We start from the raw sequence: 22,515 nt of genomic DNA on the forward strand, positions 1-22,515 counted from the left end.
AGCCCCCCGCCGCGCCCCGAAACTCACCGAGGAGAACCCCCGTGCACGACGACCGATCCCTGGTCGAGGGGCGCGTCCACCGCGTCCTGACCCACCGCATCCGTCCCGCCGTCCACTCCCACCGGGTGCCGATGACCCTGTCGGCCTGGCTGGTGCCGGACGAGCCGGTCCCGGCCACCGAGGCCGTCGCCGCGCTGGCCGCCGGGGAGTTCGGCGGGTTCGCGATCGGCACGACGTGGGGCCGGCCGTGGTCGACGACGTGGGTGCGGGCGCAGGCCGAGGTCCCCGCGGAGTGGGCCGGTCGCCGGGTCGAGGCCCACTTCGACCTGGGTTTCGTCGGCGACTGGCCGGGCAACCAGGCCGAGGCGCTGGTCCACACCCTCGACGGCGTCCCGATCAAGGGGGTCGCCCCCGACAACCAGGTCGTGCCCGTCGTCCGCGACGCGCAGGGCGGGGAGACCGTCGACTGGCTGCTCGAGATGGCCGCCAACCCCGACGTCATGGCCGACGACATGAAGCCGACCCCGTTGGGGGACAAGGCGACCGCGGGCGATAAGCACCTCTACACGATGAAGGTCGCCGACCTCGTCGTCCTCGACGAGGAGGTGTGGATGCTGGCCGTGGACGTCGAGGTCCTCGACGACCTCATGCGCCACCTCCCCGAGAACGAACCCCGCCGCTACGAGATCGCCCGCGCCCTCGACCGCGCGCTGGACGCCCTCGACCTCGACGACGTCTCGGGCACCGCGACCGCGGCCCGCGCGCAGCTCGCGGACGTGCTGTCCTCCCCGGCCGTCCGCAGCGCCCACACGCTGTCCTCGGTCGGCCACGCCCACATCGACTCGGCGTGGTTGTGGCCGCTGCGCGAGACGAAGCGCAAGACGTCGCGCACGTTCGCCAACGTCACCGCCCTGGCGCAGGAGTACCCGGAGTTCGTCTTCGCCTGCTCCCAGGCCCAGCAGTACGCGTGGGTGAAGGAGCGCTCGCCCGAGGTCTACGCCCGCATGCAGGCCGCGGCCCGCGCCGGGCAGTGGGTCCCCGTGGGGGGCATGTGGGTCGAGGCCGACGGGAACCTCCCCGGCGGTGAGGCCCTCGTCCGCCAGTTCGTCACCGGCAAGTCCTTCTTCCGCGAGGAGTTCGGCGTCGACTGCAAGGGTGTGTGGCTGCCCGACTCCTTCGGGTACTCGGGGGCCTACCCGCAGATCGCCCGCCTCGCCGGGATGGAGTGGTTCCTCACCCAGAAGATCTCTTGGAACCAGACGAACAAGTTCCCGCACCACACGTTCCGCTGGGAGGGCATCGACGGGTCGCAGATCTTCACCCACTTCCCGCCCGTCGACACCTACAACGCGATCTTCTCCGCCGAGGAACTGACGCACGCCGTCGCGAACTACTCCGAGAAGGGCCGCGGCACCCGTTCCCTCGCGCCGTTCGGCCACGGTGACGGCGGTGGCGGCCCCACGCGCGAGATGCTGGAGCGGGCCCGCCGGTTCGCCGACCTCGAGGGGTCGCCGAAGGTCAAGGTCGAGGACCCGAACCAGTTCTTCGCCGACGCCCGCGCGGAGTACCCGGACGCACCGGTCTGGGCGGGGGAGCTCTACCTCGAACTGCACCGTGCGACCTACACCAGCCAGGCCCGCACCAAGGCCGGGAACCGTCGCAGCGAGCACCTGCTGCGCGAGGCGGAGCTGTGGGCGACGACGGCCGCGCTGAACGTCCCCGGTTACGCCTACCCGCACGCCGAACTCGACCGGCTGTGGAAGATCGTCCTGCTGCACCAGTTCCACGACATCCTCCCCGGTTCCTCCATCGCCTGGGTGCACCGCGAGGCCGAGGCGACCTACGGGCAGGTCCGCACCGACCTCGAACGGCTCACCACCCAGGCCGTGAACGCGCTCGGCACCGGCTCGCGGGTCCTGCTGAACACCGCCCCGCACGAACGGACCGACGTCGTCGACGGCGCCCTCGTCCGGGTGCCGGCCTCCGGCGCCGTGGTCCTCGCCGACGCGGGCACGGACGCCGTGGTCCCCGTCACCGTGCAGGCGCAGGACGGGGTCACGACGCTGGCCAACGGCACCCTCACGGTGGTCGTCGACGCCGACGGGTTGCTGTCCTCCGTCGTCGACGAGGTCAACGACCGCGAGGTCCTGGCCCCCGGGACCCGCGGGAACCTGCTGCAGCTGCACAGCGACTTCCCGAACAACTGGGACGCGTGGGACGTCGACCAGCACTACCGCAACCGGGTCGTCGACCTCGTCGCGGCCGACGAGGTGAGCGTGGTCGAGGACTCCCCGCTGCGGGCCCGCGTCCGCGTCGTCCGGACCGTGCGGAACTCGCGCATCGTGCAGGAGTACGTGCTGAGCGCCGGGTCCGACCGCCTCGACGTGCGCACCGAGATCGACTGGCACGAGCAGGAGAAGTTCCTCAAGGCCGCGTTCCCGCTCGACCTGCACGCGGCGGTCAGCTCCTCGGAGATCCAGTTCGGCCACGTGCAGCGCTCGACCCACACCAACACCAGCTGGGACTACGCCCGGTTCGAGACGGCCATGCACCGCTGGGTCCACGTCGCCGAACCCGGCTACGGGGTCGCCGTCGCCAACGACGCCACCTACGGCCACGACACGACCCGCGCCGCCCGCGAGGACGGGGGGTCCACCACGACCGTGCGGCTCTCCCTCGTCCGCGGCCCCCGCATGCCCGACCCGCAGGCCGACCAGGGCGCGCACGTCCTGTCCTACTCCCTCGTCCCGGGGGCGCGGATCGCCGACGCCGTGCGCAGCGGCTACGACCTGAACCTGCCGCTGCGCGTCGTCGACGGTCCGGCGCAACTCCCCGCCGCACCGGTCACCGTCACCGGGTCCGGCGCCACGCTGGAGGCCGTGAAGCTCGCCGAGGACGGTTCCGGCGACGTGATCGTCCGGATCTACGAGGCGTGGGGCGCCCGGGCCAAGGGGGAACTGCGGACCTCGTTCGACCTCGCCGAGGTCACCGTCGTCGACCTCCTCGAGGACCCCGCGCAGGACGGGACCGCGGCCGCACGCGGGATCGCCTCGTTGCTCGAGGACGGGAGCGTCGGTTTCGCGCTGCGCCCGTTCGAGGTCCTCAGCCTGCGGTTGGCCCGCGCGTGAGCGACGGCCAGCCCCCGGTGTGGCTCGACCCCGAACACGTCGGCCGCCGCCGGGAACCCCTGTCGACGCTGCGTCGCGCCGTCCCCGACGACGGTGCGACCTGCGTGGACCTCGACGGCGACTGGGAGTTCCAGCTGCGCCCGCGCCCCGACGCCGCTGCGGGGGAGCGGTGGCTGACGGCGCAGGTCCCCGGCTGCTGGACCACCGAACCCTCGCTGTGGGGTGAGGTCCCCGACCCGCCCTGGTACACCAACGACCAGATGCCGTGGCCGGACCTGCCGCCGACCCCGCCGACGGAGCACAACCCGACGGGGGTCTACCGGCGTTCCGTCGAGGTTCCCGCCGAGTGGGCCGGGCAGCGGGTGCTGCTGCACGTCGGCGCAGCCGAGAGCGTCCTGCTCGTCCGGGTCGACGGCCACGACGTCGGCAGCAGCACCGACTCCCACCTGGCCGCGGAGTTCGACGTCACCGCGTGGGCCGCGCCCGGTGCGAGCGTGCAGGTCGAACTCACCGTGGTGAAGTGGTCGTCGGCCACGTTCGTCGAGGACCAGGACCAGTGGTGGCACGGCGGCCTCACCCGCTCGGTGCGGTTGGTCACCCGACCCGTCCTGCACCTGTCCGACGTCCGCACCGTGGCCCGGGCCGACGGTCGCCTCGACGTCGACGTCCGGGTCGGTTCCGACGAGGGGCGACTCCTCGCAGGGTGGCGGGTCGCCGCCCGGCTGGCGGGCTCCGAGCTCGCCTTCGACGCCGTGGCGCACGCCCGCGACCTCGACGACGAGCGGATCTCCCTCTACCGGGGCCGGGCCCGCTTCGCGGGACTCTTCCCCGGGATCGCGACGTGGACCGCGGAGACGCCCGTCCTGCACGAGCTGACCGTCGAACTGCGCGACGCCACGGGGGCCCTCGTGGACTCCGTGGTGCAGCGGGTGGGTTTCCGGACCGTCGAGGTCATCGGGGCGGACCTGCTGGTGAACGGCCGCCGGATCTTCGTGCGCGGGATGAACCGCCACGACCGCGATCCGCTCACCGGCCGGGTCGTCACGCGCGAGCAGGTGCGCGAGGAGCTGCTGACGCTGAAGCGTTTCGGGTTCAACGCGGTGCGGACCTCGCACTACCCGAACGACCCGGTGTTCTACGACCTCACCGACGAGCTCGGGTTCTACGTCGTCGACGAGGCGAACATCGAGTCCCACGCCTGGGCCCACGAGATCTGCGACGACCCCGCCTACCTGCCGGCGTTCACCCAGCGCGTGGCGCGCATGGTGCGCCGCGACCGGAACCACCCCAGTGTCATCATCTGGTCGCTCGGGAACGAGAGCGACTACGGCGCCAACCACGACGCCGTCGCGGCCTGGATCCGTCGCGACGACCCGACCCGACCCGTCCAGTACGAAGGGGCGATCAAGGACGACTGGAACGCGGGGTTCGCCGCGAGCGACATCGTCTGCCCCATGTACGCCCACATCGGGCAGATGGTCGACCACGTCACCCAGAACCCGCCGATCCGTCCCGTGATCCAGTGCGAGTACTCCCACGCCATGGGCAACTCCAACGGGTCGCTGGCGGAGTACTGGCAGGCCATCGAGTCGCTGCCCGGCCTGCAAGGCGGGTTCGTCTGGGAGTTCGCCGACCACGGCATCCTGCAGCGCAGCGCCGACGGCCTCCCGGCCGGTCGGGCCGGAGCGGGGTCGTTCGCCGACGGCGTCCCCGCCGAAGGTTTCCGCTGGGCCTCCGGCGGCGACTTCGGCGACACCCCCAACGACGGGGCCTTCTGCCTGGACGGGATGACGTTCCCGGACGGCACCGCGAAACCCGCGATGTTCGAGCACCGTGAGCTGAGTTCTCCCGTCCGGTTGTCCGTCGTGGACGGTGACGTGCGGATCCGCAACGCCCTCGACTTCTCGGGTCTGGGTCACCTGCGGGCGCAGTGGCGCCTCGACGCGACGGACGGGACCTCGCTGACGGTTCCCGCCGTCCTGCCCGACCTCGCCCCCGGCTGCAGCGCCGTCGTCGCCCTCCCTGCCGAGGTCGTCGCGGCCGGGAGCGGTGAGCGGTGGCTGCAACTGCTGCTCAGCCAGGCCGTGGACACCCCGTGGAACCCGGCCGGGGCCGAGGTGAGCCGCCCGGCCGTGCGGTTGGCCGACGTCGCGGTGGTGCAGGAGGCCGTCTGGTCCCCGGCGTCCGTGGACGACGAGGGACAGGTCTCCTTCCCCGGTCTGCCCACCCGTCCGGAACTCACGCTGTGGCGCGACCCGACCGACAACGACGTCATCGCCGGTGACGCCGAACGGTGGATCGTCGCCGGCCTCGAGGAGACCGGGGCCGTCGTGGAGAGCGTCCGGGCGGACGGGGAGGCGACCGTCGTCGTCTCCCGGCTGAAGACCGCCGTGGGCGACGTCGTGCACACCCAGCGGTTCCGGGTGGCCGGCGACGTCCTGGGCTGCGACGACACCGTCGAGGTCCCCGAGTGCCTCGACGACCTGCCCCGCATCGGGGTCCGGGTCGCCCTCCCCGTCCCCGACGTGGCCCGCTGGTTCGGGACCGGGCCGTGGGAGACCTACCCCGACCGCTGCACCGCCCCGACCGGCTGGCACGAGCTCCCGGTGGCCGGGCTCGGAGTGCCCTACGTGCGCCCGCAGGAGAACGGTGGACGCACCGGCGTCCGCGAACTCCACCTGGGCGGGGTGCGGTTCTCCTTCGACCAGCCGGTGCACGCCACGGTGACGGCCTCCGGCGTCACCCTCGACGTGCGTCACCGCGGTCTCGGATCGGCGTCGTGCGGTCCGAACGCGCTGCCGCAGTTCCGGATCGGTGCGGGGACGCACGCGTGGTCCTGGAGCGTGCGGGCGCGGTGAAACTGCTGCTCATCGGCCTCGACGGGGTCCGGGTCGACCTCGCCCTGCCGGACGTCGTGGCCGCGGACCCGGGGTTCGCCGAGCCCGACCACCCGGGCGACCCCCGGTTCGCGGCGTCCGGCCCGCCACCGGGGCTCGCCCCCGGGAACCCCGGCGCCCCGGTCGCGCCGACGCTGGAGCGGCTCGCCGCCGGGGGCCGGGTGGTCCCGGTGTGGATGACCCCGCCGACGGATTCCGGTCCCGGCTGGGCGTCGTTGCTGACGGGCACGACCCACGAGGAGAACAACGTCTGGTGGAACGAGTTCGTCGGTCACCGGCTCGCCCGCTGCCCCGACCTGCTCTCCCGGGTGTTCTTCGCCGACCCGCGGGCCCGTACCTTCGCCGCGTCCACGTGGGCCGGTCTGGTCGACCCGAGCGGCCCGGGGCCGGTGGTCCACACCCGGCCCGACCAGCACGTCGGGGGCCAGCACCAGCTGTTCGCGGCCACCGACTTCGGTGACGGGTGCCGTTCCGCGGACCGGCAGGTGCGCAGCCGCGCGGCGTGGGTCCTGAACCACGAGGGACCCGACGCCACGTTCGTGCACTTCGAGGGCGTCGACGAGACCGGTCACCGGTACGGCTCGGCCGGGGCGGAGTACCTCGAGGCGCTGCGCACCGTGGACGAGCACGTCCGGTTCCTCGTGAAGGCCGTCGCGGAACGGGTGGAGCAGCTGGGTGAGGACTGGCTCGTCGCCGTGACGACCGACCACGGGCACAAACCCGAGGGCGGTCACGGTGAGGACGAGACGGTCGTCCGCCGCTCGTTCCTGCTCGTCCACCGCCTCGGCGGCGCGGTGCCCGCGGTGGTGGCCGACGCCACGACGTTGCGCAGCCACGAGGTGGCGCCGCTGCTGCTGGCGGCGGTCGGGGTGGTGCCCGGGGAGTTCCGGGCCGGGCACCCGGTCGGGCAGGTGCGCGACGTCGCGTCGACCGGGCCGACGCGCGACCTGCGCTACGAGTGGTGAACGACCTGTCGGGCCACCTCCACGGAGACCCCGCCGAGATTGAGGGCGCCACCCGTCCGGGGTTCCGGGGCCGTGTCCGTGATGAGGTGGTGGTAGGCGCCGACGTCGCAGACGGTCGCCGTGCCGCTGCCGGGGAACTTCGAGGAGTCGGCGAGCATGACCACCTCGTCCGCGGCAGCGATCATCGCGCGCTTCACGGGGACCTCGTCGGTGACGGTGTCCACGGAGTGGCCGCTGGGGCGGATGCCGCTCGTCCCCAGCAGCAGGACGTCGGCCCGCAGCTGCCGCAGGCTCTCCTCGGTCAGGTAGCCCACCAGCGACCGGTGCGCGGGGCGCACCGCGCCCCCCAGCAGCACGAGTTCCAGGGCGGGGTCGTCGACGAGTTCGGTGAAGACGGCCAGGTTCCGGGTGATGACGGTGATCGGGCGGCCGTGCAGGTAGCGGGCGACCCGGCCCACCGTCGTGCCGATGTCCAGCAGCACCGACTGGCCGTCACCGATGCGCGCCGCCGCGGCGCGGGCGATGGACTCCTTGTGGTCCCCCTGCCGGTCGACGAGGTCGGCGTAGACGTCGTCGCGCAGGTCCACCGGACGCGCGCCGCCGTGGACGCGCTTGAGGAGGCCGGCGTCGTCCAGCTTGACCAGGTCCCGGCGGATCGTCGCCTCGGAGAGGCCGAGGCGTTCCACCAGTTCCGACACCGTTGCCGGTCCCTGGTTGCGGACGACCTCGACGATCGCTTCGCGTCGCTCCTTCGCTTGCACGATCGACAGAATACCTTGCGCGTTCGCGCATTTGGCAAGTACCGTTCGCGCAATCTCGTCGATGAGAGTCGCCGCAGTTGCGCGATCGCTCACGATGATCAGACGTCGAGAAGGGTCTCGCCATGCTGCTGTCCCGTCGCAACCTCCTCCTGAGTTCCGGTCTGGCCGCACTGGGAGCCGGGGCCCTGTCCGCCTGCTCCACCAGTGCCGGCGGCTCCGGCGGTGGAGGCTCCTCCAGCGGCCTCGCCCTCTGGTACTGGAACGGTGGCCTGAGCGACAAGGTCGTCGACTCGTCCAAGACGCAGTTCCCCAAGGACGACATCAAGCCCAACAAGGTCGGCGGCGACTTCAAGCAGAAGCTGCAGACCACCCTGACGGGTGGCTCCTTCATCCCCCAGGTCACCGGGGTCAAGGGCGAGGACATGCCCTACTTCCGCTCCGTGGCGGACAAGTTCACCGACCTCAACCAGTTCGGTGCGAAGGACATCGCGTCCTCGCAGCTGGCCTGGAAGTGGGCCGAGGCGCAGACCCAGGACGGCAAGCAGCTGGGGTTCCCGATCGACATCGGCCCCACCGCGATGTTCTACCGCAGCGACATCCTGGCCCAAGCGGGCCTGCCGACGGACCCGACCGCGGTCGCCGCGGCCACCTCGACGTGGGACGACTTCTACGCCTTCGGCCAGGAGCTGCACGGCAAGGTCCCGGCCAGCTTCCCGGTCCCGCAGCTGGCGAACGTCTTCCAGATCATCGTCGGTCAGCTCTCGCAGCGCTTCGTCAGCGAGGACAACGCGTTCGTCGGCGACAGTGACGAGATGAAGCAGGCCTGGGACACCACGGTCAAGGCGCAGACGCTGGGCCTCAACGCGAACGTCGCGCAGAGCCTGGAGGCGTCGACCGCTTCGGGTGTCGTGGCCATCGACCTCGGTGCCGCCTGGCACGCCCTGGACATCAAGCTCGCCGCCCCGGACACGAGTGGCAAGTGGATGGTGGCGAACAACCCGGTCAAGCCGACGAACTTCGGTGGGTCGTTCCTGACGATCCCGGCGGCGACGAAGGACAAGCAGGCCGCCTTCGACGTCATCAAGTGGATCCTGGGCACCGACAACCAGGGTGAGGCGTTCACCGACGCCAGCATCTTCCCCGCCGACCCGGCCGCGTGGGAGCTGCCCGCACTCACCGGCGGTGACGAGTTCTTCGGTGGACAGAAGACCATCGACATCTTCGGTCCGGCGGGCAAGGAGGTCCCCTCCCAGTACGTCGCGGCGTCCGACTCCGCCATCCAGGCTGCCTACCTCAACGAGCTGACCAACGTCGAGGCCAACGGCAAGAACCCCGACCAGGCCTGGACCGACGCCGTCTCGGCCGCGAAGGACATCGCCCAGCGGCAGGGCCTGAAGTGAGCTCCGCCAGCCTCGACCGAGGGTTCCGGCGCAGCCGCTCGCGACCTCCGGGTCAGACGCCGGCGAAGACCGGCGCCCAGCGGAACCCGTTGCGGTTCTGGCCGCAGTACGTCGCGGTGAGCCCGTTCTTCCTGATCTTCGCGGCGTTCGGGCTCTTCCCGCTGGGGTTCTCGGCGTGGCTGGCGTTCCACCGCTGGGACGGGATCAACCCGGTCACGTTCGCCGGTTTCGACCAGTTCCGCTTCCTGCTGGAAGACGCGACGTTCCGCAAGGCCGTCGTCAACACCATCCTCATCTGGATCATGGCGACCGTGCCCATGCTCGTCATGAGCCTGGGCATCGCAGCCATGCTGAACGCGGTCAAGCGGTTCCGGACCTTCTACCAGGTGGTCCTGTTCCTGCCCTCCGTCACCTCGATCGTCGCCATCACCATCTTCTTCAAGGCGATCTTCAACAACCAGGTCGGCGTCGTGAACCAGGTGCTCGAGGGCATCGGGCTCCCGGGGGTCGAGTGGCTCAGCGGCTACTGGACGATCAAGATCGTGCTGGCGACCCTCATGACCTGGCAGTGGGTCGGGTACAACGCGATCATCTACTTCGCCGGTCTGCAGGCGATCTCCACCGAGGTCTACGAAGCGGCGAAGATCGACGGTGCCGGCGCGTTGCGGACCTTCTGGTCCATCACCGTCCCGTTGCTGCGCCCGATCATCCTGTTCACCGTCGTCGTCTCGACGATCGGGGGCATGCAGACGTTCGCCGAACCGCAGGTCCTCTTCGGCTCGAACGCCTCGATCAACCCCAACAGCGGCGGACCGGGCCAGGCGGGTCTGACCATGGTCCTGTACTTCTACCAACAGGCCTTCAACAACAACAACTACGGCTACGGCGCCGCCATCGCCTACGGGGTGTTCGCCGTCATCGCCGTGTTCGCCGTGCTCAACTGGCGCCTGACCGCCCGTTCGGAGAAGTGATCGAGATGGTTGCGCAGAACACGCTCACCTCCCGCGGTCGGGACACCGGCGGCACCCCCACCCGCAGGAACAAGGGGGTCAGGAGCTCCGCGAAGTGGGCTCACCTCCCCCTGGTCCTGACGACGCTGCTGCTGCTCTTCCCGTTCTACTGGACCGTGGTCATGGCCACGAACACGAACGCGGACTACTACCTCACCCCGCCCAAGGTGGTTCCGGGTACGCACCTGCTCGAGAACGTCTCCTCGGTCCTGACGAGCATCAACTTCTTCGGCTCGATGGCCAACACCGCCATCGTCGCCGTCTCGGTCACGGTGCTGGTCCTCTTCCTGGACTCGATGGCGGCGTTCGCCTTCGCCAAGTACGACTTCCCGGCCAAGAAGTTCCTCTTCGGCCTGATGCTGGCGTTCTTCATGGTGCCGGCCCAGCTCTCGACGGTGCCGCAGTACATCACCATGATCCACATCGGGTGGGTCGGGACCCTGCAGGCGCTCATCGTCCCCGCGGCCGCCAACGCCTTCGGCATCTTCTGGATGCGGCAGTACATCTCGACGGCCATCCCGGACGAGATCCTGGACGCCGCCGTCGTCGACGGCTGTGGGTTCTTCCGGCAGTACGTCCTCATCGTCCTGCCGGTCATCCGACCCGGCCTGGCGTTCCTCGGCATCTACACCTTCGTGGCGGCCTGGAACGACTACGTGTGGCCGCTCATCGTGCTCATCAACCCGGACATGCTGACGCTGCAGGTGGCGTTGTCGCAGCTGAACGCCACCCGGAACACCGACTACGCCGTGGTCATGGCCGGGGCCCTGCTGGCGATCGTGCCGCTCATCGTCGTGTTCCTCGCCTTCTCCCGGCAGTTCGTCGCCGACTCGGTCAAGGGCGCGGTGCGCTGATGGCCGCCACCGTCCTGCGGGCCGCCCGGCCCGAGGACCGGGACGAGGCCGAGGCGCTGGCGGGCGCGGCGTTCTCCGCCGACCCACCCCGACCCGGGCCCGAGGTGGCGGGAACCGCGGAGGTGCTCCGTCGCGTCGCGCAGGACCCGGCCGACGGCCGGTTGCTCGCCACCTCGACGGCCCGGCTCTGCGGGCAGTGGTGGGGCGGGCGCCGGGTTCCTGCCATCGCGCTGGGCGGGGTCGCGGTGGACCTCACCGCACGGGGCCGGGGGGTCGGTCGCGCCCTTCTGACCGACACCTTCGACGCGGCCCGGGCCGCGGGGGCGTCGCTGGTGGCGCTCATCCCGTCCACCCACGGGTTCTACCGGAAGGCCGGCTGCGGGATCGCCGGTCGCCGATCGGTCTACGCCATCGATACCCACGAACTGCGCACCCTGCCCCGCCCGGCCGACACACCGGCCTACCGCCGGGCGACCTCCGACGACGTTCCCGCCGTCGCCGCGCTCGTGGCGGCGCACGCGGGCCGCACCAACGGTGTGCTCGAGCACGACGCGTCCACCGGGTCCGCCGTGCAGTACGTCGCCGTCCGCGACGACGTGGTGGTCGGCTGGTGCGCGCTCGGACGGCGAGCCTCCGAACGCGGGAACTACACCGTCACCGTGCTCGACCTGGTGGGCGTGGACCTCGCCACCGAACTCGCCCTCTGGCGCGACCTGGTCGCCGACGAACCCAGCGCCCGCCAGGTCCACGCCCTGCTCCCGGCGGGCAGCCTGCTGGAGCACCACCTGCCCCGCCAGACCGAACCCGTCGAGGACGCGACGTGGATGCTGGGTCTGCTCGACGTGCCCGCCGCGCTGGCCGGTCGCGGCTACCCGCGCGGGGTGCGGACCCGGCTGACGCTGGACGTCGGTTCCGACGTCTGGACCCTCGACGTCGCCGACGGTTCCGCCCGGGTGGCGGCGGGCGCGGCGGCGGGCCCCCGGGTCCGGCTCGACCTCGCCGACCTCGCCTCCGTCTACGCCGGCCACCTCGACCCGCTGAGCGCCCACCACGCCGGTCTCCTCGAGGGGGACGAGGCGGCCGTGGAGTCGCTGCGCACGCTGTTCGCCGGTCCGCCGGCCGTCCTCGCCCGACCCTTCTGAACCGCTGGAGAGACCCGTGACACTGCGCTGGGGAGTCCTCGGACTCGGCACCATCGCCCGGGCGGTCCACCTGCCGCTCATCGCTCGCCTGCCCGGGCACGAACTCGTCGCGCTCGCCGACCTCGACCCGGACCGCAGCGCGGAACTCGCCACCCGGTACGGGGCCCGCGCGCTCGACGCCGCCGGGTTGTTCGCGGCCGACGACGTCGACGCGGTCCTCGTCGCCACCCCCGGGCGGCACGCCGCGCACGCGGTGACGGCGCTGCGCGCCGGGAAGCACGTGCTCGCCGAGAAACCCTTCGCCCTCTCCGCCGACGAGGCCCGGGCGGCCGCGGAGGTCGCGGCGGCAACGGGGTTGGTGCTGCAGGTCGGGTACATGAAGGTGCACGACCGCGCCGTGACGACGGCGGTGGAGGCCCTGCCGGAGATCGGGGACGTGCGCCTCGTCCAGATCAGCGTGCGGCACCCCGTCGACGGCCCCCAGATCGACCACCTCCGACTCAGCCCACCCGGTCCGCTGCCCGTCGGTGCCGCGGAACTCATCGCGGCCGACGACGCCGCCGAGAACCGCGCGCTGGACGTCTCCGTCGGGGCGGACGCCGCGCCCGCCGTCCGCCGCTTGTTCCGCTCGGTGCTGTGCGGTTCCGTGGTCCACGAGTTCTCGCTGCTGCGCTCCCTGGGTTTCGGTCTCCCGACGTTCGACCACGCCGACCTGTTGGCCTGGGAGGGCGGTGCTCCACCCACGGTGTTCGCGACCGGCAGGTTGGACAACGGCGCCCGGTTCGTCCTGGACTGGGCGTGGACCCCCGACCGCCCGGACTACCGCGAGACCGTCCGCATCACCGGTTCCGCCGGCGACGTCGAGATCGGGGTGGCGCCGCCCTACCGTCTCGACGCGACGTCCACCGTCACCGTGGTCTCCCCGCATGGTGAACGTCGCCCGGTGCTGCCGGCCGACGGGGCGTTCCAGCGCCAGCTCGAGTCCTTCGCCGCCGCCGTGGGCGGGGCGCCCCCGAACCCGCACGCGGGGGTCGAGGGCGCGGTCGCCGACCTGCGGTCGATGCAGCAGCTCCTGGCGGTCCTCCCGTGACCCCGTGGATCGCCAGTGCCCCGGTGAGCTTCGGGGTCTGGGGGCCGCACGTCGGCCCGGCCGACGGGGACGGGAACGACCTGCTGGCCGCCATGGCCGCGGCCGGGTACCGGGGGAGTGAACTCGGCCCGACGGGCTACCTCGGGGACCCCGACCGGACCGCCGACCTCTTCGCGGCGCACGGGCTCGTCCCGGCCGGCGTCTACGTCGGTCTGGAACTCGCCGCGGGACGGTGGAGCGAGGAGGCGCGGACGGGTTTCGAGCTCGCCTGCGCCACCCTGCGCGCGACGGTGGACCGCAGTTCCGTCCCCGGTGCGCCCCCGGCGCCGATCGTCCTCGCCGACGACGGCGCCCCCGGCCTCGACGCGCCGCGGAACCCCGCCGACCGGCCCTCCGGGCTGGACGACACCGCCTGGGCGGCAGCGGTCCGGGTGCTCGCCGAGGCGGCCGCGATCTGCGCCGACCACGGCCTGCCGACGACGTTCCACCCGCACCTGGGGACCTTCGTGGAATCGGGGTGGGAGGTCGAGCGCCTGCTCACGACGACGGACCTCACCGTCGTCCTCGACACCGGTCACGCCCTCCTGGCCGGCACCGACCCGGTGGCGGCGGTGACGGCGTGGGGTTCCCGCGTCGACCACGTCCACCTCAAGGACGTCCGCCTCGAGCCCCTGCGCCGGGCGCGGGCCACGGGGCCCGTCCCGTTGCGGTCGTGGTGGTCGGAGGCGAACGTGGTGTTCGGTCAGGGCGACGTGGACCTGCCCGGCGTCGTGACGGCCCTGCAGCGCAGGAACTACGCGGGATGGCTCGTGGTGGAGCAGGACGTCGCCCCGCACGGCGGGCCGCAGCTCGAGGAGTTCTGCGACGACCAGCAGCACAACCTCGACACGCTGACGGCGATGGTGTCGCAGGACGGCCGGTGACCCGGGCGGCGCACGAGCTCCTGCTCGTCGACGCCCTCGCCAAGGTGTTCCCCGACGAGCGACCACGGGAACTCTTGTCGTCCGAACCCTTGACGGTGTACGCGGGGGAGACCGCGTCGTTCCAGGTCGCCTGGCGGGCACCGTCCACCCGGGACCTCAGCGATCTGCCGCGGCTCGTCCTCCGGGTCGACGCCGGGCCGGGTTCCCGGGTGACCCTGCACCGGGTCGGTCTCGTCCCGGTGCTGCTCGCGGCCTACGAGGGGGCGGACGAGCACTACCTGCGCACGAGTCCGGGGCTCTACCCGGACCCCTTGCACCCGTTGGGTTCCGGAGAACCCGTGGTCTCCGCCGTCGACACCTGGTCGGCGTGGTGGGTCGACGTCGTCGTCGAGGACCCCGAACGGGCCGGTCCGCGCACGATCGGGGTGGTGGTGTCGACCGAGGACGGCGTCGAGCTGTTCGCCGCCGAGGTCGGGCTCCGGGTCCACGCCGCGGTGCTGCCGGACGTCGACATCACGATCGCCCACTGGCTGCACGTCGACGCCCTGGCCGACCGCTACGCGGTGGTGCCCTTCGGGGAACGGCACTGGGAACTCCTGGACCACCACCTCGTGTCCCTGCGGGCGATGGGGGGCAACACGTTGCTCACGCCGCTGTGGACCCCGCCGCTGGACACCGCCCCCGGCGGGCGGCGCACGTCGACGCAGCTGGTGCGCGTCACCCTCCGGGACGGGAGCTGGTCCTTCGGGTTCGAGAACCTCGACCGCTGGGCGGCGACGGCGATCCGGCGGGGTTTCACGACGCTGGAGATGCCGCACCTGTTCACCCAGTGGGGCGCGAAGGCGACCCCGTCGGTGACCGCCGGGACCGACGCGGGAACCCAGGAGGTCTTCGGCTGGCACGTCCCCGCGACCGACCCGAGCTACCGGGAGTTCCTCGGTCAGCTGGTCCCGCGCCTGCGCGCGCACCTGGGAATCCGGTGGCCGCAGCTGCGGACGGTCTGGCACGTGAGCGACGAACCCGGTGCGGACGCGCTGCCGGACTACACCGCGGCCCGGGCCGTGGTGGGGAACCTGCTCGACGGCGCGCGCGTCGTCGACGCCCTCAGCGACCGGCGGTTCCTGACCGCGGGCTCGGTCGACGTCCCCGTCGTGGCGACCGACGCCGTCGGACCGTTCGCGGCCGCCGGGGACGAGTTCTGGGTCTACCACTGCAACGCCCAGGACCGGGGCGTCTCGAACCGCTTCATCGCCCAGCCGAGCTGGCGCACCCGCGCCATCGGGCAGCAGCTCTTCGCCTCCGGTGCGACGGGTTTCCTGCACTGGGGTTTCAACTTCTGGAACAGCCAGTTGTCGACGCGGACCGTCGACCCGTGGCAGGACCCGAGTTCCGGCGGGGCGTTCCCCGCGGGTGACGCGTTCGTCGTCTACCCCGGAGCGGACGGCCGCCCCGTGGAGTCGTTGCGGCACCGCGCGCTGCGGCAGGCGGTCGATGACCACCGGGCCCTGCAACTGCTGGGCGCACGGGTCGGCGCGTTCGCGGCTGCGCGGGTCGCCGGCGGGGGGACCGCGATGGCCTTCGACGACCTGCGACCCGGCGTGGAGTTCTGGAGCGCGTCCCGCCGGGAGGTGGACCGCCTCGCCCTCGGCGGCAGCCCTCCGTCCCGCTGAGCGTCACCCGGCGCCGAGGGTGCCGTCGGCGGCGGCCACCACGTCCGCCCGGTACACGATCGGGCCGCAGCCGTGCCCGTTGACGTCGACGCGGTGCAGCGTCGCCGTGCCGGTGGCGTCGAACACGACGGAACCGACGGCGTCCGCGACCCGGAGGCTGACGTCGACCGTCCCCTCCTTCGTCAGCGTCTCGTCGTCGACGCCGACGAAGCCGGTCCCCACCCCGACCTGCGCCTCGGTGCAGACCTCGCCGACGCACGCGCGCACCGACGTCGGGTCGGTGAGGGGCAGCCCGCTCAGGTCGAAACCCGCTCCGGAGGAACCACCCATCACGGTGCAGTCGCGCTGCTCGGTGAGGGAGCACGCGCCGAGGAGCGCCACCGCCAGGAGCGGGACCGGCGACCACCGGGTCACGGGAGGACCTCCACGACGTCCCCGCCGCACCGCGCGGCGGCCGCCGCCCCCGTCTCACCGAGGACCGCCACCGGGTCGGGTGCAGGGTCGGCCCGGGTGCGCACCTCGTCCCCGATCCCGATCCGCGTGCCGTCGGCCAGGACGACCTGTTGGGTGTCCCCGTCCCAGCCGGAACCCTGCGGCCAGACCAGCACCGCCGCGTCCGAGACCAGGCACCCGTCGTGCAGTTCGACGACGTCGCGGCGGGTCGACGCGTCGCGCGGGCCCGGGGGTTCGGCGCCCGCTGGGAGGACGACGAGGACCGGGTCCGGCGCGGCCGCCGTCGCGACCGCGGGGGCTCCACCGGAGTTCTCCCACGGCCAGTCCACGTCGAGGACCGTGACGGGGACGGCGAGCCCGCCCACGACGACGAGCGTGACGGCGGTCTGCAGCGCCCGACGGCGGAACCGCCGGTGGCGGCCGCGGGTCCGGATCCGTGTCAGGTCGATCGCGCTCGGGGGGCTGGGGTGCTCCTCCAGCGCCGCGCGCAGGCCGGCGGTGAGGGGGTCGGTCATCGTCGGGCTCCGTCCGGGGGTGGGACGAGGTGCTGGGCGAGGAAGCGCCGGGCGTGGTGGGCCTGGCTCTTCACCGTGCCCTCGCTGCAGGTGAGCAGGTGCGCGACCTCGCTGACGGGGAGGTCCTCCAGGAAGCGCAGCACGGCGACGGCGCGTTGGCGGACCGGTAGCCGTCGCAACAGGTCCACCGCGTCGAGGCGCCCTCCGTCGGGTTCCTCGGCGGTGGCGGTCTCGGGAACCACGTCGACCGGCCACTCCCGTCGGCGGAAGGCCTTGCGGTGCTCCGAGACGAGCCGGTTGACCAGGGTCGTCCGGGCGTAGGCGTACTCGCGTCCGTCGCGGTGGACCCGCGGCCAGGCGGCGTAGATCCGTTCCATGGCGTCCTGCACGACGTCGTCGCTGTGGTGCCAGTCGTGGCACCAGGCGTACGCGAGTCGACGGAGGCGCGGCATGGCGTCGACGGCGAACGCTTCCAACGCGGACTCCTCGGCTTCCTGCACCCGCCACCCCCTCTCCTCACCACCACCTACGCAGCAGCCCCTCCCGGGGGTTGCACCCGTGAGGTGACCGTCAGCGGTTCAGGTGGTCACCCTCGGAGGACAGGTCGTCGTCCGCGTCGACGCGCCAGACCTCCAGCCCCGGGGCGGACGCCAGGGTGTCGACGAGGTCCGCCGGGCCGCCGACCAGGGTGGAGTCCAGGTCGATCTCGGTGGCCAGGAACCGGCTGCGGTCCAGCGGCCACAGCAGGTTCGGCGACTGCGGCAGGAACCAGTCGGGGGTGATCTGCTCCCCGAGGTTCGCCGCGGCCCGCGGAAGAGCAGGTGCTCCCGCATCGGCAGGCTCAGCCGTGGTGCGGCCCGGGACCAACCGGCGCACGGCGCCGGGGTTCCCGTCCAGCCGCGGGGCGATCCAGTCCGCGACGCGCGGGTCGTGCACCGCGACGAGGTCCTCCATGCTCACGCTGCGGTGATCTCCCGCAGCGCGGCGCAGCTCGCGCGGTAGATCTCCACCAGGTCGGCGTCCTCGCCGTTCTCGCGCCGCGCGGCCCAGTCGTCCAGGGCGGCGCGCAGCCCGGCACCGAGGGTCTCGGAGATGATCCGGGTCCGCAGGTCCACGGTGGCCGAGCCGGTCGCGTCCGCGATCCGCCGGAAGAAGGCCCGTGACTGCTCGGCGTCCAGGCGCAGCAGGGCACCGCGCAGTCCGGCGTCCTCCATCACCAGGCAGCGCACCCGCAGCATCCGCTCGACGGACCCGGCCTCGGCGACCATCTCGGCGAGGACGGCGGCGATGGCCCGCTCGAAGTCGGCGAGGGAGGACGTCTCGTCGACCCGGGCCTCGAGGCGTTCGGCCAGGGCGTCGTCGAAGGCGCGGTTGGCGCCGAGCGCCGCGTCCTCCTTGGTGGGGAAGTAGCGGAAGAAGGTGCGCGGTGAGACCCCCGCGGCGGCGGCGATGTCGTCGACGGTGGTGCCCTCGGAGCCGTTGCGGGCGAAGAGGTCGAGGGCGGCGTGCTCGATCTCCGCCTGGGTGGCCAGTCGGCGGCGTTCGCGCAGGTCCGGGACGACGGTCCCCAGGTCGGTCACGGGAATGAGGATAACGACTGTCGAGTTGGCAGACACTGCCATTAGGGTTGTGACTGTCACCACCACGAGGAGTCCCCACCCATGTCCACGAACGAGGACGTGACCCTGCCCGGGGTCGCGACCGACGCGTCCGCCCCGCCGATCGAGAAGGACCGGCTCGCGCCGGGCGACGCCACCGTCATCGCCCTGCTGCTGGTCTCCGCCTTCGTCGTGATCCTCAACGAGACGATCATGGGTGTGGCGCTGCCGCGGCTCATGGCCGACCTCGACATCACCGCCGCCACCGGTCAGTGGCTCACCACCGGCTTCATGCTGACCATGGCCGTGGTCATCCCGGCCACCGGTTTCATCATGGACCGGTTCCGGCTGCGCCAGGTCTTCATCGCCGCGATGAGCCTGTTCAGCCTCGGCACGGCGATCGCGGCGGTCGCGCCCGGTTTCGAGGTGCTGCTGCTGGGCCGCATCGTCCAGGCCAGCGGGACGGCGGTCATGATGCCGCTGCTCATGACCACGGTGATGACCCTCGTGCCCGCGGCCGGCCGCGGCAAGACGATGGGCATGGTCTCGGTCGTCATCTCCGTCGCCCCGGCCATCGGGCCGACGATCTCCGGCGTCATCCTCTCCGCGCTGTCCTGGCGGTGGATGTTCATCATCGTGCTGCCCATCGCGTTGATCGCCCTCGGGCTCGGCGCCTGGAAGGTCCGCAACGTCACCGCTCCGCGCGACGCCCGCCTCGACGTGCTGTCGCTGGTGCTGTCCGCGATCGGGTTCGGTGGCCTCATCTACGGCCTCGCCAGCATCGGGGAGTCCGCCACCGGCCACGTCCCGGTCGCGCCCTGGATCCCGGTCGCGGTCGGGGTCCTCGCGCTGGCGACGTTCGTCGCGCGGCAGTTCCGCCTGCAGCGCACCTCGAACGCGTTGATGGACCTGCGGGTGTTCGCGAACCGGTCGTTCACCGTCTCGACCGTCGTTCTCGCGACGAGCTTCATGGCCCTGTTCGGCACCCTCATCGTGCTCCCGATCTTCCTGCAGTCCGTCCTGCAGCTGGGATCGTTGGAGACCGGTCTGCTGCTGCTGCCCGGTGGCGCCGTGATGGCCGTCCTCTCGACCGTCGTCGGGCGGTTGTTCGACCGCTTCGGTCCGCGGCCGCTGGTCATCCCGGGGGCGGTCCTGGTCAGCGGGGCCCTGTGGCTGCTCACGACGCTGCACCCGGGGACCCCGGCGGGCATGGTCGTCCTGGTCCACACGGTGCTGAGCGCCGGGCTGGCGTTCATGTTCACGCCGCTGTTCACCTCGGCGCTGGGCTCGTTGCGCGCGGAGCTCTACGGCCACGGCAGCGCGATCGTCGGGACCGTCCAGCAGCTGGCCGGCGCCGCCGGGACCGCCCTGTTCGTGACGGTCCTCTCGACGAGGTCGGCCGCCAGCCTGGCGGACGGTTCCTCGGTGCTGAACGCCACGGCCGACGGGGTCCGGGGGGCGTTCTTCTGGGGCGGCATCATCTCCCTCGTCGCGCTCGTGCTGGCGCTGCTGATCCGGCGCCCGCCGGTCGTCCCCGGCCCCCGCGTCCCGGTGCACTGAGTTCCCGCCGCAGTTCCCGTCACGAACGGCCGACCTCCCCTCGGGAGGTCGGCCGTTCGTCGTCGCGCCCTAGGCTCGTGGCGTGCTGATCGCCGACCGGGCCGCCCTGCTCCTGCTGGACCCCGACGGTCGCCGCCGGGTGAGCGCCCGCCCGGCGGCTGCCGTGCTGGCCGGGGCCCTGCTCTCCGACCTCGTCCTCGCCGGTCGCGTCGTGGCCGACCTCGACGTCACGGCGCTGCGGGTCCTCCCCGGCCGGGACCCGGTGCCCCGTCTCGCCGCCGCGCTGGGGGCGGTCACGCTCACCTCGGGCGCGGTCCGCGCCACACTCCGCAGGCTCGTCGAGCGCCCGCTGTGGGCGGAGTCGACGGCCGAGCTGGAGAAGGCCGGTGCGCTGGTGACCGAACGTCGTCGTCGGCTCCTGGTCTTCCCGGTGGTGCGCTGGTGGCCCGAGCAGGCGGTCCTCGGACCCCAGCAGGAGTCCGTCGCGGCCGCGTTGACGGCGGCCGGGGTCCGACGCGCAGCCGCCGCCGTCGACCCGTCGACCGTCAGCCTGGTGGCGCTGCTCGCGGGCGTGGGGGGCCTCGGCGCCGTCCCCGGGCTGCCGGACGACGTGGACCCCGGCGAGGCGGCCGCGGTCCTGGCCGCCGCCCGGACCTTGCCGGCCGACGTGCTGCAGGCCCTGGCGGACATCGAGACGGCCGTCCCCGTGCTCCTGCAGTCCGCTGCCGGGGGCGACTCCGGGACGGACGGCGGCGGTGGGTATTCCGGTGACGGTGGCCACCACGGCCACGGCCACCACGGCGGTTCCGACGGCGGCCACTCCGGCAGCGGTCACTCCGACGGGGGTTCCTCCGACGGTGGTGGGGGAGACGGCGGTGGCGGTGGTGGGGGTGACTGATCCCCTCACGACCCCCGACGGTCGCTACGTCGTCGTCCGGGGCCGGCTGTGGCGCTGCTCCGACCCGTCGTTGGCGCCGGAACGTCGTCAGGAGCTCGTCGAGGAGCTGATGTCGGCGCGCCGGGCGAAGGGGGCGGCGATGCGGTCCGGCGACGACGCCGCCCGGGAGGCGGCCCGCGAGCGTGTGGAGGCAGCGAAGCGGGGACTGGGTGAGCGTGGTCCCGTCTGGTGGGACGACGACGCCCCCGACCTGACGCGGCACCTGGCGAAGAACACGGGCTACGCGGAGTGGTTCGCCGAACAGGCCGACTGAGGTCGGGATGTGGCATCGTCGGTACGTGGTGCTGATCGCCCAGCGGGTCCTGCTCGACGACGTGATCGCCGGGCTGCAGCGGACGCGAGCTGTCTTCCACTCGGAAGCGGACGTGCAACACGCTTTCGCCGTCGAGGTCGGACGCTCGGTGGCCGACCTCCGCGTGCGCCTCGAGGTTCCCTTCCGGGGGGCCGGATCGACCTACCTGGACGTCCTCGTGTCGGACCCGGAGACGGGTGAGAGCACCGCCGTCGAGGTGAAGTACTTCACCGCTCGCCTGGACATCACCGACCCGCTGACGCAGGAGCGGTTCTCGCTCAGGTCCCACGGGGCCGACGATCTCCTCCGACTGCACTTCGCGCGCGATCTCGCCCGCCTGGAGGGGTGGGCCGGACCGCAGCGCAGCGGCATCGCGCTGCTGCTGACCAACGCATCCGGACTCTGGTCCGAGCCCCGAGGGGCCTCGCCCACGCGGGACCGGGCCTTCCGCATCCACGAGGGACGAACCCTGGGTGGCTCGTTGGTGTGGGGAGACGGTGACGCCGAGGAGAACGACCTCCAGCTGAACGGTCGGTACACGACCTCCTGGCGTGATTACAGCGACCTCACGGTGCCACGGGGGGTCTTTCGATGGTTGGCCGTCGACGTGCCGCGAACGACCTCCGAAGACTGAACCGACGCAGAGGGACAAGGCAGTGCACGAAGTAAACCTTCTGCACTTGACGCACTCCTTGCACTGAGTGCAAAGTAGAGACGTGACCGCAGTCCAGCCCTCCCTCCGCGAACGCCGCCGCACCGAGACCACCACGTCGATCGCGGAAGCCGCCCTCGACCTCGCGATCGCCAACGGCTGGGACGCGGTCACCGTCGACGAGATCGCCGCCCGCGCAGGGATCTCTCGGCGCACCTTCTTCAACTACTTCGCCACCAAGGACGAGGCGCTGTTCAGCAACGCCGTTCCCTGGAGCGAGCAGAGCCTCGCGACGTTCACCTCCTCCGACGGTCCCGTCGTCGACGCGCTGGAACTCCTGTTCGTCGCCCGGACCAGCGCGGAGAAGCACGACCGCGAACGCAGCCTCCAGGTCATGCGGCTCGTCGAGAGTTCCCCGGAACTCCTGCCGGGCCTCCTCGGCCGGGTTGCGGCCGGGGAGAAGGCGCTCGCCGACGCGATCGTCACCCGGGACGGGGTCGACGAGTTCACGGCCCAGGTCCTCGCCGCGATCGCGGGCACGATGGCCCGGGTCAGCGGCATGGGCTGGCTCGCCGGTCTGCAGCCCGACCCCGTCACCGCCACCCGCGCGGCCTGGTCCGCGCTGCGCTCCCTCACGTCCTGACCCC

General features: G+C 72.3%; 21 protein-coding genes. 15 read left to right on the forward strand and 6 right to left on the reverse strand.

Annotation, left to right across the window (positions count from 1 at the left end; translation table 11 throughout):
• Window positions 1-41: 41 nt before the first annotated feature.
• From OG218_RS15860 to OG218_RS15870, 3 genes are read left to right on the forward strand one after another with little or no spacing between them, the layout of a single operon-like run.
• Entirely contained in the window at window positions 42-3,128 is a 3,087-nt protein-coding gene (locus OG218_RS15860) for an alpha-mannosidase (protein WP_328294198.1), read from the forward strand.
• Window positions 3,125-5,986: a glycoside hydrolase family 2 TIM barrel-domain containing protein gene (locus OG218_RS15865; RefSeq protein WP_328294199.1), complete on the forward strand. Its 2,862-nt coding sequence runs from the start codon at window positions 3,125-3,127 to the stop codon at window positions 5,984-5,986. The genes OG218_RS15860 and OG218_RS15865 overlap by 4 nt, the downstream gene beginning before the upstream one ends.
• Window positions 5,983-6,990, forward strand: a complete 1,008-nt coding sequence (locus OG218_RS15870) for an alkaline phosphatase family protein (protein WP_442906514.1) — start codon at window positions 5,983-5,985, stop codon at window positions 6,988-6,990. The genes OG218_RS15865 and OG218_RS15870 overlap by 4 nt, the downstream gene beginning before the upstream one ends.
• Here the strand turns inward: OG218_RS15870 and OG218_RS15875 are convergent.
• A complete protein-coding gene (locus OG218_RS15875; RefSeq protein WP_328294201.1) occupies window positions 6,978-7,751 on the reverse strand; it encodes a DeoR/GlpR family DNA-binding transcription regulator in 774 nt (257 codons plus the stop codon). The two genes, OG218_RS15870 and OG218_RS15875, sit on opposite strands and share 13 nt — an antisense overlap.
• 122 nt (window positions 7,752-7,873) lie before the next feature.
• Between OG218_RS15875 and OG218_RS15880 the strand changes: the two genes are divergently transcribed.
• Genes OG218_RS15880 through OG218_RS15910 form a run of 7 tightly spaced genes read left to right on the forward strand, consistent with a single transcriptional unit; the run spans window position 7,874 to window position 15,840 of the window.
• Window positions 7,874-9,151: a hypothetical protein gene (locus OG218_RS15880; RefSeq protein WP_328294202.1), complete on the forward strand. Its 1,278-nt coding sequence runs from the start codon at window positions 7,874-7,876 to the stop codon at window positions 9,149-9,151.
• A complete protein-coding gene (locus tag OG218_RS15885) occupies window positions 9,148-10,122 on the forward strand; it encodes a carbohydrate ABC transporter permease (RefSeq protein ID WP_328294203.1) in 975 nt (324 codons plus the stop codon). Before OG218_RS15880 ends, OG218_RS15885 begins: the two co-directional genes overlap by 4 nt.
• Before the next feature lie 5 nt (window positions 10,123-10,127).
• Window positions 10,128-11,015, forward strand: a complete 888-nt coding sequence (locus OG218_RS15890) for a carbohydrate ABC transporter permease (RefSeq protein WP_328294204.1) — start codon at window positions 10,128-10,130, stop codon at window positions 11,013-11,015.
• The gene (locus OG218_RS15895) at window positions 11,015-12,157 is read left to right on the forward strand and encodes a GNAT family N-acetyltransferase (protein WP_328294205.1); all 1,143 of its coding nucleotides are present in this window, start codon (window positions 11,015-11,017) and stop codon (window positions 12,155-12,157) included. The genes OG218_RS15890 and OG218_RS15895 overlap by 1 nt, the downstream gene beginning before the upstream one ends.
• Window positions 12,158-12,173: 16 nt before the next feature.
• Window positions 12,174-13,247 (forward strand): Gfo/Idh/MocA family protein, encoded by a 1,074-nt coding sequence (locus tag OG218_RS15900; RefSeq protein WP_328294206.1) that lies wholly within the window; start codon window positions 12,174-12,176, stop codon window positions 13,245-13,247.
• Window positions 13,244-14,170 carry a TIM barrel protein gene (locus OG218_RS15905; protein ID WP_328294207.1) on the forward strand — a complete coding sequence of 309 codons (927 nt, stop codon included), beginning with the start codon at window positions 13,244-13,246 and terminating at the stop codon, window positions 14,168-14,170. The genes OG218_RS15900 and OG218_RS15905 overlap by 4 nt, the downstream gene beginning before the upstream one ends.
• Complete coding sequence (locus OG218_RS15910) at window positions 14,167-15,840, forward strand: glycoside hydrolase domain-containing protein (protein WP_328294208.1); 1,674 nt, start codon at window positions 14,167-14,169, stop codon at window positions 15,838-15,840. The genes OG218_RS15905 and OG218_RS15910 overlap by 4 nt, the downstream gene beginning before the upstream one ends.
• A gap of 3 nt (window positions 15,841-15,843) precedes the next feature.
• Here the strand turns inward: OG218_RS15910 and OG218_RS15915 are convergent, their stop codons facing one another.
• The 5 genes from OG218_RS15915 to OG218_RS15935 form a co-directional block, all read right to left on the reverse strand.
• On the reverse strand, window positions 15,844-16,254 hold the full coding sequence (locus OG218_RS15915; RefSeq protein WP_328294209.1) for a hypothetical protein: 411 nt from the start codon (window positions 16,252-16,254) through the stop codon (window positions 15,844-15,846).
• Entirely contained in the window at window positions 16,251-16,808 is a 558-nt protein-coding gene (locus OG218_RS15920; RefSeq protein ID WP_328294210.1) for a hypothetical protein, read from the reverse strand. Before OG218_RS15920 ends, OG218_RS15915 begins: the two co-directional genes overlap by 4 nt.
• Window positions 16,805-17,308: an RNA polymerase sigma factor gene (locus OG218_RS15925; protein WP_328294211.1), complete on the reverse strand. Its 504-nt coding sequence runs from the start codon at window positions 17,306-17,308 to the stop codon at window positions 16,805-16,807. Before OG218_RS15925 ends, OG218_RS15920 begins: the two co-directional genes overlap by 4 nt.
• A gap of 70 nt (window positions 17,309-17,378) precedes the next feature.
• A complete protein-coding gene (locus tag OG218_RS15930) occupies window positions 17,379-17,768 on the reverse strand; it encodes a hypothetical protein (protein WP_328294212.1) in 390 nt (129 codons plus the stop codon).
• Complete coding sequence (locus OG218_RS15935) at window positions 17,765-18,388, reverse strand: TetR family transcriptional regulator (RefSeq protein ID WP_328294213.1); 624 nt, start codon at window positions 18,386-18,388, stop codon at window positions 17,765-17,767. Before OG218_RS15935 ends, OG218_RS15930 begins: the two co-directional genes overlap by 4 nt.
• A gap of 81 nt (window positions 18,389-18,469) precedes the next feature.
• Between OG218_RS15935 and OG218_RS15940 the strand changes: the two genes are divergently transcribed.
• From OG218_RS15940 to OG218_RS15960, 5 genes are all read left to right on the forward strand, one after another.
• Window positions 18,470-19,966: an MDR family MFS transporter gene (locus tag OG218_RS15940; protein WP_328294214.1), complete on the forward strand. Its 1,497-nt coding sequence runs from the start codon at window positions 18,470-18,472 to the stop codon at window positions 19,964-19,966.
• An 82-nt stretch (window positions 19,967-20,048) separates the two neighbouring features.
• Window positions 20,049-20,864, forward strand: coding sequence for a GPP34 family phosphoprotein (locus tag OG218_RS15945; protein ID WP_328294215.1), 816 nt, complete (start codon window positions 20,049-20,051; stop codon window positions 20,862-20,864).
• The gene (locus OG218_RS15950; RefSeq protein ID WP_328294216.1) at window positions 20,857-21,177 is read left to right on the forward strand and encodes a hypothetical protein; all 321 of its coding nucleotides are present in this window, start codon (window positions 20,857-20,859) and stop codon (window positions 21,175-21,177) included. Before OG218_RS15945 ends, OG218_RS15950 begins: the two co-directional genes overlap by 8 nt.
• Before the next feature lie 25 nt (window positions 21,178-21,202).
• Window positions 21,203-21,850, forward strand: coding sequence for a hypothetical protein (locus OG218_RS15955; RefSeq protein WP_328294217.1), 648 nt, complete (start codon window positions 21,203-21,205; stop codon window positions 21,848-21,850).
• An 82-nt stretch (window positions 21,851-21,932) separates the two neighbouring features.
• Window positions 21,933-22,511, forward strand: a complete 579-nt coding sequence (locus OG218_RS15960) for a TetR/AcrR family transcriptional regulator (RefSeq protein ID WP_328294218.1) — start codon at window positions 21,933-21,935, stop codon at window positions 22,509-22,511.
• The last annotated feature ends 4 nt before the right edge of the window (window positions 22,512-22,515 follow it).

Source organism: Kineococcus sp. NBC_00420 (assembly GCF_036021035.1).
Classification (GTDB): domain Bacteria; phylum Actinomycetota; class Actinomycetes; order Actinomycetales; family Kineococcaceae; genus Kineococcus.